The 16,342-nt window shown below is 66.1% G+C and carries 14 protein-coding genes; 6 read left to right on the forward strand and 8 right to left on the reverse strand.

From position 1 onward, the window contains the following. Nucleotides 1-32: 32 nt before the first annotated feature. Nucleotides 33-935, reverse strand: a complete 903-nt coding sequence (locus H0S73_RS02330) for a DMT family transporter (RefSeq protein WP_181050643.1) — start codon at nt 933-935, stop codon at nt 33-35. A gap of 191 nt (nt 936-1,126) precedes the next feature. On the opposite strand from H0S73_RS02330, the gene H0S73_RS02335 reads away from it, so the two are divergent. The 4 genes from H0S73_RS02335 (at nt 1,127) to H0S73_RS02350 (ending at nt 5,746) form a co-directional block, all read left to right on the forward strand. Beyond that, entirely contained in the window at nt 1,127-2,500 is a 1,374-nt protein-coding gene (locus H0S73_RS02335) for a D-alanyl-D-alanine carboxypeptidase family protein (RefSeq protein WP_181050644.1), read from the forward strand. A 119-nt stretch (nt 2,501-2,619) separates the two neighbouring features. Continuing rightward, a complete protein-coding gene (locus H0S73_RS02340) occupies nt 2,620-3,525 on the forward strand; it encodes an EamA family transporter (RefSeq protein ID WP_181050645.1) in 906 nt (301 codons plus the stop codon). Nucleotides 3,526-3,529: 4 nt separating this feature from the next. Further along, complete coding sequence (locus H0S73_RS02345; RefSeq protein ID WP_181050646.1) at nt 3,530-4,675, forward strand: CobW family GTP-binding protein; 1,146 nt, start codon at nt 3,530-3,532, stop codon at nt 4,673-4,675. A 75-nt stretch (nt 4,676-4,750) separates the two neighbouring features. Continuing rightward, nucleotides 4,751-5,746, forward strand: a complete 996-nt coding sequence (locus tag H0S73_RS02350) for a hypothetical protein (protein ID WP_181050647.1) — start codon at nt 4,751-4,753, stop codon at nt 5,744-5,746. 13 nt (nt 5,747-5,759) lie between these two features. Here H0S73_RS02350 and H0S73_RS02355 read toward each other — a convergent pair whose 3' ends face one another. From H0S73_RS02355 to H0S73_RS02365, 3 genes are read right to left on the reverse strand one after another with little or no spacing between them, the layout of a single operon-like run. Continuing rightward, on the reverse strand, nt 5,760-6,527 hold the full coding sequence (locus H0S73_RS02355) for an ABC transporter permease (RefSeq protein WP_181050648.1): 768 nt from the start codon (nt 6,525-6,527) through the stop codon (nt 5,760-5,762). 5 nt (nt 6,528-6,532) lie between these two features. After that, a complete protein-coding gene (locus H0S73_RS02360) occupies nt 6,533-7,324 on the reverse strand; it encodes an ABC transporter ATP-binding protein (RefSeq protein WP_181050649.1) in 792 nt (263 codons plus the stop codon). Nucleotides 7,325-7,384: 60 nt separating this feature from the next. Next, on the reverse strand, nt 7,385-8,422 hold the full coding sequence (locus H0S73_RS02365; RefSeq protein ID WP_181050650.1) for an ABC transporter substrate-binding protein: 1,038 nt from the start codon (nt 8,420-8,422) through the stop codon (nt 7,385-7,387). A gap of 303 nt (nt 8,423-8,725) precedes the next feature. On the opposite strand from H0S73_RS02365, the gene H0S73_RS02370 reads away from it, so the two are divergent. Further along, nucleotides 8,726-9,733: a TerC family protein gene (locus tag H0S73_RS02370; RefSeq protein WP_181050651.1), complete on the forward strand. Its 1,008-nt coding sequence runs from the start codon at nt 8,726-8,728 to the stop codon at nt 9,731-9,733. A gap of 179 nt (nt 9,734-9,912) precedes the next feature. Here H0S73_RS02370 and H0S73_RS02375 read toward each other — a convergent pair whose 3' ends face one another. Continuing rightward, nucleotides 9,913-10,374, reverse strand: a complete 462-nt coding sequence (locus tag H0S73_RS02375) for an Lrp/AsnC ligand binding domain-containing protein (protein WP_181050652.1) — start codon at nt 10,372-10,374, stop codon at nt 9,913-9,915. Nucleotides 10,375-10,488: 114 nt separating this feature from the next. Here H0S73_RS02375 and putA point away from each other — a divergent pair, with 114 nt between their 5' ends. After that, complete coding sequence (putA, locus tag H0S73_RS02380) at nt 10,489-13,587, forward strand: bifunctional proline dehydrogenase/L-glutamate gamma-semialdehyde dehydrogenase PutA (protein WP_181050653.1); 3,099 nt, start codon at nt 10,489-10,491, stop codon at nt 13,585-13,587. Between the two features lie 180 nt (nt 13,588-13,767). Here putA and H0S73_RS02385 read toward each other — a convergent pair whose 3' ends face one another. From H0S73_RS02385 to atpD, 3 genes are all read right to left on the reverse strand, one after another. Continuing rightward, the gene (locus tag H0S73_RS02385) at nt 13,768-14,316 is read right to left on the reverse strand and encodes a 2'-5' RNA ligase family protein (protein WP_181050654.1); all 549 of its coding nucleotides are present in this window, start codon (nt 14,314-14,316) and stop codon (nt 13,768-13,770) included. Between the two features lie 38 nt (nt 14,317-14,354). Further along, a complete protein-coding gene (locus tag H0S73_RS02390; RefSeq protein ID WP_181050655.1) occupies nt 14,355-14,756 on the reverse strand; it encodes a F0F1 ATP synthase subunit epsilon in 402 nt (133 codons plus the stop codon). A gap of 130 nt (nt 14,757-14,886) precedes the next feature. Continuing rightward, nucleotides 14,887-16,341: a F0F1 ATP synthase subunit beta gene (gene atpD / locus H0S73_RS02395; RefSeq protein WP_181050656.1), complete on the reverse strand. Its 1,455-nt coding sequence runs from the start codon at nt 16,339-16,341 to the stop codon at nt 14,887-14,889. Between the last annotated feature and the right edge of the window lies 1 nt (nt 16,342).

Below are 16,342 nucleotides of genomic sequence, written 5' to 3' on the forward strand. Positions count from 1 at the left end.
GTTCGTTATCACGCCGTTGCCGCAGCGACAAGCTAACGCTGCGCCAGGAGCAGGAAGCCGACGCCCGCAAGAATCAGCACCATACCGACGAGTTCCCGCCGGGTCGTCGCCTGCGCCAGGAAGCGGTGCGACACGGCCTGCGCCATCAGGACCTCGACGAGCGCCAGCGTCCGCACATTGGCCGCGGTCGTAAGCGCGAATCCGATGAACCAGAACTGGGAGGCAAGGGCCCCGAGGAATCCCGCTCCCAGGGAGGGGCGCCAGGCCTTGAAGCTCGCCAGCAGGGCCTGGCGGTCGAGCAGGCCGAGCCAGATCATGAGAATCGCCGTCTGCAACCCTAAGCCCCAGACCAGGGTCGTGGAGGCCCGGATCAGCGCGGAACCGTGGTCGAGCGACAGGATGGCGCCGCGAAAGCCGATGGCCGCCAGGGCGAAGAAGGCTCCCGAGGCGAGCCCGAAGACAACCGGCTTCGCGCCCGAGGACGTGAGGCTCGTGCCCGGCTTCACGGACATGACGAGGACCCCCGAGGTCGCCACCGCGATGGCGAGCCCCATGGCGGGCGTCAGGTGATCCCCCAGCAGCACCAGCCCGAACAGGGCTACCTGGACCGGCTCGGTCTTGGTATAGGCCGTGACCACCGAAAAGGCGCGCTCCCGCATGGCCGCAAGCATGAGGGCCGTGGCGAGGATCTGGGTGACCGCACCGGTCAGCGCATAGGCCAGGAAGGTTGCATTGGGACCTGGAACAACCTCTCCGGTCGCGAGGTTCACGATGGCCAGTGCCAGGAGGGCGAAGGGAAACCCGTAGAGGAAGCGGACCTGGGTCGCGCCGACCGTCCCGATGGTTTCGGTCAGACGCCGCTGGGTGGCGTTGCGGCCGGTCTGGGCCGCAGCCGCGGCCAGGGTCACCGGGATCCAGAGGAGGGATGTTGTCATATCGATCTTCAAACCGCGCCGCTCTTGCCACTCTGTTGACACGAATTTCGTTAAGAAGGGCGGTATAAACTGTCAAAAATCCGGCCAACCTAGCCAAGGTTAAGGATTGGCCCTACAAATGGCCCAGCTGACAGGCGGGGCCTCATCGAGATCCTCTCCTATCGTTGGACGAAGCCAAGGAGTCGTTCCGCATGAACGTTAGCCGTGCCCTCCGCGCGACAGCCTTTGCCCTTGCCGCCTTGTTCAGCGGCTCGGCGCTGGCGGCCGGCGGCCCTGCTCTTGTCGTTGAACTCGAATCCGGCCGCGTTCTGCACGCGGAACGGGCGACCGACCCCTGGTTTCCGGCTTCGATCACCAAGCTGATGACGGCCTATGTGGCCCTCGACAAGGTGCGCTCCGGCCAGATGAGCATGGAGACGCTGCTCACCGTCACCGACGGCGCGGCCGCCCTGCCCCCGTCCAAGATGGGCTTCAAGCCCGGCACGCAGATCCGCCTCGACAACGCCCTCAAGATCATGATGGTGAAGTCCGCGAACGACATCGCCGCGACCATCGCGGAGAATATCGGCGGCTCGATCGACGGCTTTGCCGACCTGATGAACGCCCACGCCCAGCGCCTCGGCATGGTCAGCAGCCATTTCGTCAATCCCCACGGCCTGCCCGACGAGCGCAACCAGACCACGGCCCGCGACATGGCGGTTCTGGCCCGGGCGCTGCTGCTCGAGTTCCCGGAGGACAGGGAGCTGTTCGACATCGGGGCGGTTCAATACGGCCGGCGCATTATGCGCAACACGAACGGCCTCATCGGCCGCTATCCCGGCGCCGACGGCATGAAGACCGGCTTCATCTGCTCGGCGGGCTTCAATGTGGTGGCGAGCGCGACCCGCAACGGCCGCCACCTCATCACGGTCGTGCTCGGCGCCCAATCGGCCAACGAGCGCACGATCAAGGCGGCCGAGCTGTTCGACCGCGGGTTCAGCAGCAAGGTGAACTTCACCAATCCGGAGCTCGCGGCCTTGCCCGTTTCCAGCAACACCACACCGCCGGACATGCGCCCCGTCATCTGCGACCGTCGCGGGCCGATGCCGCAGGAAGAAGACGCCCCGGTCGTCGCCGAGACGGACAGCAACATCCCGAACCTGTTCTCCTCCGAGGTCATGGCCTTTGCCGGGAACACGACCGAGAAGCCGGTGCGCACCGCGCTCGGCCCCCGCGCGGCGGTTCAGCCGGAGCGCGTCTGGATCGGGCTTAATCCTCCGTCCGAGGCCGAGCTCGCCGCCCAGGCTGCCGCCGAAGAAGCCGCCGAGCAGGCCCGCAAGGCAAAGACCAAGAAAGCCACCGCTTCCAAGAAGGCTCCGGCCAAGAAGACCGACGCCAAGGCGGCGGACGAGAGCGAGACGGCCGACAAGGAGCCCGTAAAGTCCACGGCGAAGGGCAAGGACCAGGGGCGCGCCAGCGTCGCCGTCAAGCCGGTGACCGGCAACGCCAAGCCCGCTTCCAAGCCTGCCGCGAAGGCTCCTCAAAAAGCCGACGCCAACGGGAAGCCCAAATCCGTCGCGAACTGATCCGCGAAACGTGAAATGCTCTGCAGCGCCCGGTCATCGACCGGGCGTTTTGCTTGCTCCCTTGCTTTCGCGCTCGATCCGCGCGAACGGTGCGGAGCCTTGAATCGTACGCGTGCCCGATGACCCGCTCCTCCTCCCCGGCCGACGGCCTTCTCTTCGCCCTCGCCTCGGCCAGCCTCTACGGCGTCAACATCGTCTATGCCCGTATGGCGTCCTTTGCCGGAGCCAGCGGCTCCGCCATCGTGGTCTATCGGGTCTTTCTGATGCTGGTGCTGGTCGGCATCGTGGCGGCTGTCGCGAAGAGTTCCTTAAAGGCCGCGCGAGCGGAGCGAGGCACCCTGCTCCTGCTCGGCATTTCCACCGCGTTCGTGGGCCTCTGCTATCTCTCGTCGGTCGCCTACATCCCCGTAGCGGTGGCCGCCGTGGTATTCTACACCTTTCCCATCCTGATCGTGCTCGCGAGCCCCTTCGTGGAAGGGACGAGACTCACGCCGGCTCTGCTCGGCGTGGTGGCGCTCGCGACCCTGGGCGTCGGTCTCGTGGTGGGGCCGGCTTTCGGAGATCTCGACTGGCGCGGCCTCGCCCTGGCTTTCGGCGCGAGCATCGCCACGGCCATCCAGTTCTTTGCCGCAGCCCGCTGCCGCAAGACCGGCGTGATGGCCAAGACCTTCTGGATCCATCTGCTCGTTCTGCCGACGGCCGCCCTCATCAGCCTGGCGGCGGGCCAGCTCGCGCCACCGTCCACGCTGGCTCTCGCTCCCTTCGCGGTGGCCATGACCATCGGCGGCTATATCGTGGGCTTCGTGCTGCAGTTCCTGGCGCTCGGGCGTATTACGGCGGTGGCGGCCGGGATCATCTATTGCGCGGAGCCGGTCGTGGCGGCTTTGTCCTCGGCCATCATCCTGAACGAGACTCTGGCACCGCTGCAAATCGCCGGCGGCGCTCTTGTGCTGGCCGCCATCATGGCCAACGTTCTCCTGGAACGGCGGCGCCTGAAAGGCCCGCTGGTGCCGATTGCGGATTGATACGATGACGACCATGACCCCTCCCCCGCCGATCCCGCTCACCATTCTCACCGGCTTCCTGGGCTCCGGGAAAACGACCCTGCTCAACCGGCTCCTGAAGGATCCGGCCCTGCGGGACACGGTGGTGATCATGAACGAGTTCGGCGAGATCGGCCTCGACCATCTGCTGGTGGAGACCGTCGACGAGGGCATGGTGCTTCTCTCCGCCGGATGTCTCTGCTGCACCGTGCGCGGCGACCTCATCGCGACGCTCGAGGACCTTCTGCGCAAGCGCGACAACGACCGTGTCCTGCCGTTCAGGCGCGTGATCATCGAGACCACGGGCCTCGCCGACCCGGCGCCGATCCTCCATGCCGTGCTCTACCACCCCTATCTGTCGATGCGCTATGCGGTGGAAGGCGTGGTGACGGCGGTCGACGCCGTCAACGGTGCGGCCACCCTGGACGCCCATCGGGAAGCCGTGAAGCAGGCCGCCGTTGCCGAGCGGATCGTCATCACCAAGACCGACCTCGTCGACGACCGGAGGAGTCTCGACCGGCTGCGCGAACGGCTGCACCAGCTCAATCCGGGCGCCGCTCTCCTGGAGGCCGATGCGCCCGCCGACGCGATCATCTCGGGCGGACTTTTCGGCCTCGACGGCAAGATCGCCGACGTGGCCCAATGGCTGAAGACGGAGGCCGTGGAGGAGGCGGAGCGCGAGAGCCACGCCCATCAGCACGACCATCACCACCATCACGGCCATGGGCACGATCATCACCACCATCATCACGACGTGAACCGGCACGACGAGAAGATCCACTCCTTCTGCCTCATCAGCGACCAGCCCATCCGCCAGGGCACCCTCGACATGTTCCTGGACCTCCTGCGCTCGTCCCAGGGTGCGAAACTGCTGCGCGTGAAGGGTCTCGTGGCCCTGGCCGAGGATCCCGAACACCCGGTCGTCATTCACGGCGTGCAGCATGTGATCCATGTTCCCGCCGTGCTGCCGCGCTGGCCGAGCGAAGACCGGCGCAGCCGCATCGTCTTCATCGTGGACGACCTGGAGCGCGAGACCGTGGAAAAGCTCTGGAATGCCTTCCTCGGGCGCCCGGCCGTCGACGAGCCCGATGCGGCAGCCCTCTCGGATAATCCCCTGTCTCTCAGACGCTGATGAAGCTTCCGTAACGGCCGGTCATGAGATAGGTTATAGCGATGCTATAACGCTGATTCTGTAAGGCTGATTGCGATGCTGGTTTCGAAATTCGTCCGGACCGTCCTTCTGTGCGGCGCCGCCCTTGCCGTTCCGGCTCAGGCAGGCCAGCCTCCCGGACCGCGCATCCTGAAGATCGACGTGCGGGTGGAAGGTTCGGAAGGATGGCAGACCAAAGTCAGCTCCGAGAAGGGAACGATCTCGGAGCACTTCTTCCTGGCGACCGTCCTTGAACCGAGCGACAGCCTCGAAGCCATGAACCCGCTCGATCCGGCTTCCATCCGCAAGGCGCAGGACACCAGCGCCCGGCAGATCGCCAACATGCAGAAGATCCAGGAGCGCAACAGGGCCATGGCGCCCGCCGCGCCGCCGAACGCCGCCATGCAGCAGCAGGTCAACCAGGCGATCATGCAGGCCTATGCCAAATGCAAGGGCGACGAGGCCTGCATCAAGGCCGCCGTGATGCAATCGAATCCCGGCCTGATGACCCCGCCTCCCGGGGCCACCATGAGACCCGGCCTCCCGGATGCCTCGACGGCCGCCCAGGAAGACAAGGCGATCTACCGGCAATGGTTCGGGCTCGAAGGCTGCCCCGGCAAGTTCAGGGCGACCCGCGACGACGTCAGCCGGGGCTCCGTCTCGGACGTGGGCGCGTCGAAGCCGTGGAACCACGAGGTCAGGTTCGACATCGCGCAGGCCAAGCCGTCCCTGTGCCTGTCCTATCCGATGTCGGTCGTGAACGAGGAAGCCGGGACGCTCTTCCTCCCGGGCTTCCTCTTCCCGGAGGCCGCCGCCATGCAGGCCAACGCCGGAAGCGTCAAGGCGACCGTCCCCGGGGACATCGCCGCATGGGTGGCCAAGACCCTGAACGGCGCGCCGCTTTCCGGCACGAAGACCGAAACGATCACCCTGCAACGACCGGTCGTCGTGCTGCCCCTGGCGAACGCCTCCTACAGCGGCACGGCCAAGGTGACCGTGACCTGGAGCCTGACGGAAGCCTACAAGGCGGGAGCGGCCCTGCCGGACCGGTGAGAACGGCCGTCCCTCACGCGGCCATCTGCGAGCGCTGCGCCCAGCCGGTCATGGAGCGCTCCACGTAAGCGGTGATCGCATACATGACGACGCCGAGCACGGCGAGCACCACGAGGGCCGCCCAGACCAGCGGCACCTCGAAGGCCGCCGAGGCGCGGGTGAGAAGGTTGCCGATGCCCACATTGGACGCGTTCTGCTCGCCGATGACCGAGCCCACATAGGCGAGCGTGATCGCGACCTTCAGCGAGCCGAAGAAATACGGCATGGCGCGGGGTACGCCGACCTTGAGCACGATGTCCCGCTTCGAGGCGCCGAGCGCCCGCAGCACGTCCTCCATTTCCGGCTCCACGGTGGAAATGCCGGTGGCCACGTTCACCACGATGGGAAAGAACGAGATCAGGAAGGCCGTCATCACCGGCGGCACCCAGCCGACTCCGAACCAGAACACGAGGATCGGCACCACGGCCACCTTCGGGATCGAGTTGAAGCCCACGAGCAGCGGGTAGGACCCTGCATTGATGAGCCGCGAGGAGCCGAGCACCATGCCGAGGAGCAGGCCGAACCCGACCGCGAGGCCGAAACCGGCCAGCGTCATCCAGAGGGTGTGCATGGCGTGGTAGGCAAGCTGGGTCCGGTATTCCCATACGGCAAAAAGGATCGTGGAGGGCGCCGGAAGAATGAAGCTCGACACCTTGAGGACACGGCAGACGATTTCCCACAGCACGAAGAAGCCGACCGTGAAGATCCAGGGAGCGAGGGCGAGCCGGTTCTTGGTTTTCATGGGTTTCAAGCTGCTTTGCGCGCCTGCGCGATATGCCCGCGCAATTCGTGGACGAGGGCGGAGAATTCGGGCGTATAGGTGATCTCGAGATCGCGCGGCCGGGGAAACTCCACCTCCCGCTCGGCGACGATCCGGCCCGGCCGCGCGCTCATGCAGAAAATCCGGTCCGACAGGAACGCGGCCTCGCGCAGGTCGTGGGTGACGAGAATGATCGTGACCTTCTGGGCGGCATGGAGATCGCGCATCACGCACCACAATTCCTCGCGGGTGAAGCTGTCGAGCGCGCCGAAGGGCTCGTCGAGCATCAGGAGCTTGGGCTCGTGGATCAGCGCCCGGCAGAGGGAGGCGCGCTGCTGCATGCCGCCGGAGAGCTGCCAGGGGAACTTATGCCCCTGGCCCTTCAGGCCGACCTGCTCCAGCAGGCTCTCGGCCTTGGCCACGTACTCCGCCTTGTGGCGGCGCAGGCGGGAGCGGTGCGGCTCCACGATCTCGAGCGGCAGGAGAATGTTGTCGAGGGTGGTGCGCCAGGGCAGCATGGTAGGATTCTGGAAAGCCATACCAGCGAGCTTGACAGGAGCTCCCACCTGTCTGCCACCGACGATGACCGTTCCCTCGCGGGGGAACTGCAGCCCGGTGGCGAGCTTCATGAGAGTGGACTTGCCGCAACCGGAAGGACCCACGATGGCGGCGAACTCGCCTTCGTTCACCTTGAGGTTGAGGTTCCTGACCGCGGGCAGACCGTCTTCGGCCCGCGCATAGACGTGGGTAACGTCGTGAATGTCGACAAAGGTTTTCATGACACGAAGCCGGCGAGCCAGAAAAAAGAGCCCGGCCGCTGGACGGCCGGGCCTGCGGGATCAGTTCACCTTGCGCTGGTCGGCCGCGGGGAGGAACTCCTCCGTGAACACGGCGCCGACTTCGGGCTTTGCCTTGTAGGTGAAGGTCAGGCCGATCTGGTCGAGGGCCTTGGCGAAGCGGTCCTTGTCGATGCCGCCGAAGCCGTTCTCCTTGACCCAGGGCGTGATCATGTTCTGCTCCAGCACCATCTTGAGGCGCTCGAGCTCCACGTCCTTCTTGGCCACGTCGTTGCGCTTGATGACGGAATCGACCGCGCCCGACGGGTCCTTCACCGTGTCCTGCACGCCCTTCATGATCGCGCGCAGCAGGCCCTTCACGGCCTCAGGCTTCTCCTGGGCGAATTTCTGGGAGACGATGATGGTGTTGCCGTAGAGGTCGACGCCGTAATCGCTCATGAGCATCACGACGATGTCGTCCGCCGGGACGCCGCGGGATTTCAGGTTGATGTAGGACGACATGGAGAAGCCGAACACCGCGTCGACTTCTCCTTGAGCCAGCATCGGCTCGCGGATCGGGAAGCCCACATTCTCGAACTTCATGGTGGAATCGTCGATCTTGTTGACCGCCTTGAAGATCGGCCATTGCGCATAGGCGCCGTCGGCCGCCGGAGCACCGAACTTCTTGCCTTGCAGGCTCGCCACGTCCTTGGTGACGCCGCGGCTCTTGCGGCCGATGATGGCGAAGGGCGGCCGGTCGTAGATCACCATCACGGCCTTGATGTCCGTGCCGGGATTCTCGTCGCGGAAGCGCACGAGGGAGTTCACGTCGCCGAAGCCCACGTCGTAGGTGCCCGACGCCACGCGCGAGATCGGCTCGCGGGAGCCCGCCGCCGGGTCGATGGTCACGTCGAGCCCCTCGGCCTTGAAGTAGCCTTTGTCGAGCGCGACGGCGAAGGGGGCGGCCGGCCCCTCCCAGCGCCAGTCCAGGGAGAACCGCACCGGGGTCTGAGCCTGGGCCGCGGCGGACCCGAGAAGCACGGCCGCGCCGGCCAGCATCCCCCTGATCCACGTCGCCTTCTTCGCACGATCCGCAAACATCACCGTCACCTCTGCTTTTTATGGTCGGAGCCTCATGGGGCTCTTCCTGCCCGCCTGCCCGGTTCACGACCATGCAACCAGATCGGCACACAGGGTCAAGTCTCTTGCCCGGGCATCACTGCTCCTGGGGCAGGCATCTGACGGAAAATTGAGCAGATGAACTCGGTCCCACGCCCCTTGACGGCCGCGGGAGGGCTTCCCACGTGACACCCATCGGCGACCGGGCCCCTCTGGCAGGACGTGCGCACACGACTGTGATGTCGGAGCCGATGCTTGTACGAAAAAGCAATCATAGGTCCGGTTATGCCAGAATTCCTTCTCGTGGAATGGCTGGGAAAGCCCGTCTGGATGTGGACGGCTTTCCTTAGCCTTGTCGTGTTTCTTCTCGCCTTCGATCTCGGTGTCCTGAACAGGAAGGACAAAGAGCTCGGCGTGAAGGAGAGCCTTCTCCTGTCCGCCTTCTACATCGGCATCGCAGCGCTGTTCGGCGCCTATATCTGGTGGTCCTTCGAGACCGGCCTCCTGGTGACCCAGGACGGCAGCCATGCGGGCATCGCCTATTTCACCGGCTTCTTCATCGAGAAGTCCCTGTCCATCGACAACGTCTTCGTGATCTCGCTGATCTTCAGCTATTTCGCGATCCCCCGGAAATACCAGTACCGGGCCCTCGTGTGGGGCATCGTCGGCGTCATCGTGCTGCGCGGCATCATGATCGCCGTGGGCGCGGCCCTCGTGCAGGAATACGCCTGGATGCTCTATCTCTTCGGCGCCTTCCTCATCATCACGGGCGTCAAGATGCTGCTCGTGCCCGAGAGCGAGCCGAACATCGACAACAACGCCATGGTGCGCTTCCTGCGCAGGCACATGCGGGTCTCGGACCGCCTGCACGAGCAGCACTTCTTCGTGCGGGAGCCCGATCCGAAGACGGGCCGGATCGTCACCTGGGCGACGCCGCTCTTCCTCGCCCTCGTGGTGATCAACGTGGCCGACCTGATCTTCGCAGTCGATTCGGTGCCGGCGATCTTCGCCATCACGACCGATACCTTCGTGGTCTATACGGCAAACATCATGGCGATCCTCGGCCTGCGCGCGCTCTACTTCGCGCTCGCCGCCATGGTGCACCGGTTCCACTACCTGAAATACGCTCTCGCCCTGGTGCTCGTCTTCATCGGTGGCAAGATCTTCTGGAACCAGCTCGTCGGCAAGCTCGATCCCACGATCTCGCTCGGCGTCACCTTCGCGCTGATCGCAGGCGGCGTCGTCTTCTCGCTCTGGAAGACGAAGAACGAGCCGGAGACGATTTCCGGGTAAGGCAACTCTGCCCTGTCATGGCCGGCCTTGTGCCGGCCATCTCGCTTCGGTGAGGCTCAGCGCTGTCATCCCCGGCGCACACAGTGCGGGAAGGGGATCCACTCTCACGCTCAGCATCATGGTTTCCCTTCCCCTCCGCTGACGCTCCGGCCGGAAATGACATTGTGGTGCTCCCCCCTTCACACCGGCAGCATCCCGTCGCTTTTCACCTCCTCCATGACCGCATAGGTGCGCGTTTCCTTCACGCCCGGGAGCGCCAGGAGGATCTCGCCGAGGAAGTGGCGATAGGCGGCCATGTCGGCCACGCGGGTCTTGACCAGGTAATCGAAACCGCCCGCCACCATGTGGCATTCGAGAACCTCGGGCGCCCGCTTCACGGCGGCGGCGAATTTCTCGAAGACGTCGGGTGTCGTCTTGTCGAGGGAAACCTCCACGAAGACTAGTAATTCGAGCCCGAGCCGGCGTGGATCGAGCCGCGCCCCGTAACCGGCGATGACTCCTTCGCGCTGGAGGCGCTTGACGCGCTCGCCGGTAGAGGTCGGCGACAACCCCACCTTTTCGGCCAGCTCCACGGTGGCGATGCGGCCGTCGGCCTGGAGCGCCTTGAGGATCCTGCGATCAATCCGGTCCAAATCCGTCATTTTCACGGTCTTTCTACAATCCCGCCGCCGTTCATAAGGTCAGAACGTCAATTTCGCCATCGAAACACGGTCGGAGGCCTCATATATTCCCGAATAATATCCAGAGGATTGTCGATGAGCCCTGCCCCCGTTGCCCCCCTGCCCTTCAACCCGCCCTTCGCCGAGGACGACAAGGCCCTTGCGGCTCGCCTGCTGGCGAGCTCCCGTCTCTCGCCGGAGCGCGAGAAGCGCGTGGACGAGCAGGCCGCCCGCCTGATCGAGGCGATTCGCGCCAAGGGCGGCGGGCTCGGCGGCGTCGAGGAGATGCTGCGGGAGTACGCGCTCTCCACCAAGGAGGGCCTCGCCCTTATGGTGCTTGCAGAAGCCCTGCTGCGGGTGCCCGATGCCGCCACGTCCGATCGGCTGATCGAGGACAAGCTGGGCCAGGCCGATTTCGCCGGCCACGAGGCCAAGTCCGATGCCTTCCTGGTCTCGGCCTCGGCCTGGGCACTCGGCATCACGGCACGGATCATCCAGCCCGGCGAGACGCCGGAGAGCATCCTGGGCCAGCTCACCAAGCGTCTCGGCCTGCCCGCCGTGCGCACCGCCACCCGTCAGGCCATGCGGGTCATGGGCAACCATTTCGTGCTCGGCCAGACCATCGAGGAGGCGCTCAAGCGCGCCGCCTCGTCCAAGGGCCGGATCTACCGCTATTCCTTCGACATGCTCGGCGAAGGCGCCCGCACGGCCGAGGATGCGCGCCGCTATTTCGATTCTTACGCCTCCGCCATCGACGCCATCGGCCGCTCCGCCGGCAACGAGCCGCTGCCGAACCGCCCCGGCATCTCGGTGAAGCTTTCGGCCCTCCACCCCCGCTACGAGGCCACGAGCCGCGAGCGGGTCATGCGCGAGCTGGTGCCGCTCGTGATCGAGCTCGCCCGACAGGCGAAAGCCTACGATCTCAACTTCACGATCGACGCGGAAGAGGCCGACCGGCTCGAATTGTCCCTCGAGGTGATCGAGGCCGTGCTGGCCGATTCCTCGCTTGCGGACTGGAAGGGCTTCGGGCTCGCCATCCAGGCCTACCAGAAGCGCGCCGGGTCGGTGGTCGACGCGATCGCGGCCATGGCGGAGAAATACGACCGCCAGCTCATGGTGCGCCTCGTGAAGGGCGCCTATTGGGACACGGAGGTGAAGCGCGCCCAGGAGCGCGGTCTCGACGATTACCCGGTCTTCACCCGCAAGGCGATGACGGACCTGCACTACATCGCCTGCGCCGAGAAGATGCTGTCCTTGCGCCCGCGCATCTACCCGCAATTCGCCACGCACAATGCGCTCACCGTTGCGTCGATCATCGAGCGCGCCGGCGGCACGGAAGGCTACGAGTTCCAGCGCCTGCACGGCATGGGCGAGGCGCTTTATGCGCGCCTGCTCGAAGACAATCCGGGCCTCGCCTGCCGCGCCTATGCGCCGGTGGGCGGCCATCGCGACCTGCTCGCCTATCTCGTGCGTCGTCTGCTGGAGAACGGCGCGAATTCGTCCTTCGTGTCGGTGGCGGCCGATCCGAACGTGCCGGTCCAGGCGCTGCTGAAGCGGCCCGCCGACATCATCGTATCCGCCGACAAGGCGCGTCATCCCAAACTGCCCCTGCCGCGCGACCTCTACGGCCCCGAGCGTGCGAACTCGAAGGGCGTGGAGTTCGGCCATCGCGCCTCCCTCGATGCGCTTCTCGCCGAGATCGACAAAGGCCGGCAGCAGGGCTTCAAGGCGGAACCGCTGATCGACGGCAAGGCGGCGTCGGGCACGGCACGTCCGGTCGTCAGCCCCATCGACGGCTCGACCGTAGTCGGCCAGGTGACGGAAGCCTCGCCGGAGGTGGCCGACCGGGCCATGGCGGCCGCGCAGGCCGGATTCAAAGTCTGGAGCCGCACGGATGCGAAGACCCGGGCCCAGGCGCTCCAGCGCGCGGCCGATCTCCTGGAGGAGCGGCGCGGCGCCTTGCTGCATCTGTTGCAGGCGGAAGCGGGCAAGACCCTCGACGATGCGCTCTCCGAGGTGCGCGAGGCTGTCGACTTCCTGCGCTATTACGCTGTCCAGGGCCGCACGCTGTTCGGCGCGGGAGACACGATGCCGGGACCGACCGGCGAGAGCAACGTGCTGCGCCTGCGCGGTCGCGGCGTCTTCGTAGCGATCTCGCCATGGAACTTCCCGCTCGCGATCTTCCTCGGTCAGGTCAGCGCCGCCCTAATGGCGGGCAACGCCGTGGTGGCGAAGCCCGCCGAGCAGACGCCGCTGATCGCGGACCTGGCGGTGCGCATCCTACATGAAGCCGGGGTGCCGAGGACCGCTCTTCATCTCATGCCGGGCGACGGACGCCTCGGCGCGCGCCTCGTGGAGCACAGGGACGTGGCGGGCGTCGTCTTCACAGGCTCGACGGAGGTCGCCCGCATCATCAACCGCACGCTTGCCACCAAGGACGCGGCCATCGTGCCGCTGATCGCCGAGACCGGCGGCATCAACGCGATGATCGTGGATGCCACCGCGCTGCCCGAGCAGGTGGCCGACGACGTGGTGATGTCCGCCTTCCGCTCCGCAGGGCAGCGCTGCTCGGCCCTGCGCTTGCTCTGCGTGCAGGACGACGTGGCCGATCGCATGATTGAGATGATCGCCGGCAATGCCCGCGAGCTGAAGATCGCCGATCCGCGCGAGGTCTCGGCCCATGTGGGCCCGGTGATCGACCGGGAGGCGAAGGACAAGCTCGACGCGCATATCGAGGCGATGAAGCGCTCGGCGAAAGTGCACTATGCCGGCGAGGCTCCCGCGACCGGCACCTATGTGGCGCCGCATATCTTCGAGCTCAACCGGCCGCATGATCTCGCCCAGGAGGTGTTCGGCCCCGTTCTGCACGTGGTGCGCTACAAGGCGGATCGTCTCGAGGACGTGCTGCGCGCCATCGAGGGCACCGGCTACGGGCTGACGCTCGGCGTCCATTCGCGGATCGATGCCACGGTGGCGCGGGTCGTGCAGGCCCTGTCGGTCGGCAACGTCTACGTGAACCGCAACATGATCGGCGCGGTGGTCGGCGTGCAGCCCTTCGGCGGCCACGGCTTGTCCGGCACCGGTCCGAAGGCCGGGGGTCCGCACTACCTCCTGCGCTTCGCCACCGAGCAGACGGTCACGATCAACACGGCGGCGGCCGGCGGAAATGCGAACCTGATCGCCATGGGGGAGTGAGAGCTTCTCAGTGTCATTCCCGGCCGTCGCGAAGCGGAGGGGAAGGGAATCCAGTGCGCCGGCCGGTCATGGATCCTCTTCCCGGTCCTGCGGATCGCAGGGGATGATACCCTTGACGTCATCACCGGCCTTGTGCCGGCCATCCCGCTTCTGTGAAGCGCCGCGACTTTCCGATCGGGATCACCGGCACGAGGCCGGTGATGACGTGAGGGTGATATCTCGGGAGAAGCGAAAATTCCGCGCCCGCTCCCACGGCCCGCCGCGATACCACCACAGCTCCAGCCCGATAGCCTGCGCCTGAAACGGCCGGAAACCGTCGCGCAGCTCGTCCAGCAGGGCCCTGGCGGCGGATGGGTGGACCTTGTTCTGCAGCGTCACATGCGGCTGGTGGTTCTGCCGGTCCTGCGGTTTGAGCCAGTCGTTCCAGTGCAGGGCCAGTTCACGGTGCAGCTGCGCCAGCTCCGTTGATTGCAGGGCGTAGGCAACGCCGCGTCCCAGGGGGCGCAGGCCGGTGACGTCGAGCGTGAAGGGCGGCCGGCCCGATGCGCGTCGCTGGAGGTCCTGCTCGATGATTCCGAGATGCTCCCCCGGCAGGGCATGGAACAGCGTCAGGTGGGCCGGGATGAAGTTCCGCTCAGGCGGAAAATAGCGCCGTCGTTGCGCGTCGAAGAAGGTGAAGGAGCGCTCGTCGAACTGGAGCGTGAGAATGAGCGGCGCGGCGGGTTCCATCAAAGAGAAACCCGGCTCGGGGCCGGGTTGTTTCAGGCTTAGAAGTTCAGCGCCGCCTTGGCTTCGCGCAGCTGCGCGATGGCCGCCTCGGCCACGTGCTTGGCGGCCGGTTCGCTGGCCGCGTCGTAATGCATCTCGGCCGTCAGGATCTCCTGGTCGAGAATGTCCTGCGTGATCTCTTCCTCGGGAAGAGCGCGCTCGGCCAGGACCGTGAGGCCGTTCTGGTTGATGTCGGCGAAGCCGCCGCGGACGAGAACCCGCCGGCCGTTGCCGGGTGTGCTGGTGACGACGAGGAACCCGGTCTTGAGGGTCGTCATCACCGGCGAATGGCCGGCCAGAACCGTCATGTCGCCTTCGGTCGCCGGCAGCACCACGGCGTCGACCTCGCCGGAGAACAGCACGCGCTCGGGAGAGACGAGTTCGAAAGTGAAGGTAGCCATCTGAGCTCCTCGTCATCCCGTGGCCGGTGGACGGCCGGGAATCGTTTGGGAGATACGCTTGAAAAGGTCCGTTTGGACAAGATCATCCCGGAGTGTGCAAGCACGGCTCCGGGATGTCCCCTGTTGAAGATTAAGCCGCTTCGGCCGCGAGGCGCTGGGCCTTCTCGACGGCTTCGTCGATGGTGCCGACCATGTAGAAGGCAGCCTCCGGAAGGTGATCGTACTGACCCTCGACCAGACCCTTGAAGCCCTTGATGGTGTCGTCGAGCGCGACGAGCTTGCCGGGCGAGCCGGTGAACACTTCGGCCACGTGGAAGGGCTGGCTGAGGAAGCGCTCGATCTTGCGGGCGCGGGCGACGGTGAGCTTATCCTCTTCGGAGAGCTCGTCCATGCCCAGGATCGCGATGATGTCCTGGAGCGCCTTGTAGCGCTGCAGCACCTGCTGGACCTGACGGGCGACGTTGTAGTGCTCCTCGCCGACGATGGCGGCGGAGAGCATGCGCGAGGTCGAGTCGAGCGGGTCCACCGCCGGGTAGATGCCCTTCTCGGCGATCGAACGCGACAGCACGGTCGTGGCGTCGAGGTGGGCGAAGGAGGTCGCCGGAGCCGGGTCGGTCAGGTCGTCGGCGGGCACGTAGATGGCCTGCACCGAGGTGATCGAGCCCTTGGTCGTGGTGGTGATGCGCTCCTGCAGGGCGCCCATGTCGGTGGACAGGGTCGGCTGGTAGCCCACCGCCGAAGGAATACGGCCGAGAAGCGCCGACACCTCGGAGCCCGCCTGGGTGAAGCGGAAGATGTTGTCCACGAAGAACAGCACGTCCTGGCCCTGGTCGCGGAAGTTCTCGGCGACGGTCAGGCCGGTGAGCGCGACGCGGGCGCGGGCGCCCGGGGGCTCGTTCATCTGGCCGTACACGAGGGCGCACTTGGAGCCGGCGGCAGAACCTGCCTCGCGGGGATCCACGTTCACCTTGGACTCGATCATCTCGTGATAGAGGTCGTTGCCCTCGCGGGTACGCTCGCCGACGCCGGCGAACACGGAGTAACCGCCGTGCGCCTTCGCGACGTTGTTGATGAGCTCCATGATCAGCACGGTCTTGCCGACGCCGGCGCCGCCGAACAGGCCGATCTTACCGCCCTTGGCGTAGGGGGCGAGCAGGTCGACGACCTTGATGCCCGTCACAAGGATCTGGCCCTCGGTGGACTGCTCGGCATAGGACGGAGCGGGCTGGTGGATAGCGCGGGTGCCTTCGCCGACGATCGGGCCGGCTTCGTCCACCGGCTCGCCGATGACGTTCATGATGCGGCCGAGGGTGGCGGCTCCGACGGGCACCGAGATCGGTGCGCCGGTGTCGGTGACTTCCTGGCCGCGGACGAGACCTTCGGAGGTGTCCATGGCGATGCAGCGGACGGTGCTTTCGCCGAGCTGCTGGGCCACTTCGAGCACGAGGCGGGTGCCGCCGTTCGTGGTCTCGAGAGCGTTGAGGATCTCCGGCAGGTGGCCTTCGAACTGCACGTCGACGACGGCGCCGATGACCTGGGTGATGCGACCGGTCGCTTTACCGGCAGTGGTAGCGGTGTTGGCCATG

The organism is Microvirga mediterraneensis, assembly GCF_013520865.1.
In the GTDB taxonomy this organism is placed as follows: Bacteria; Pseudomonadota; Alphaproteobacteria; order Rhizobiales; family Beijerinckiaceae; genus Microvirga; species Microvirga mediterraneensis.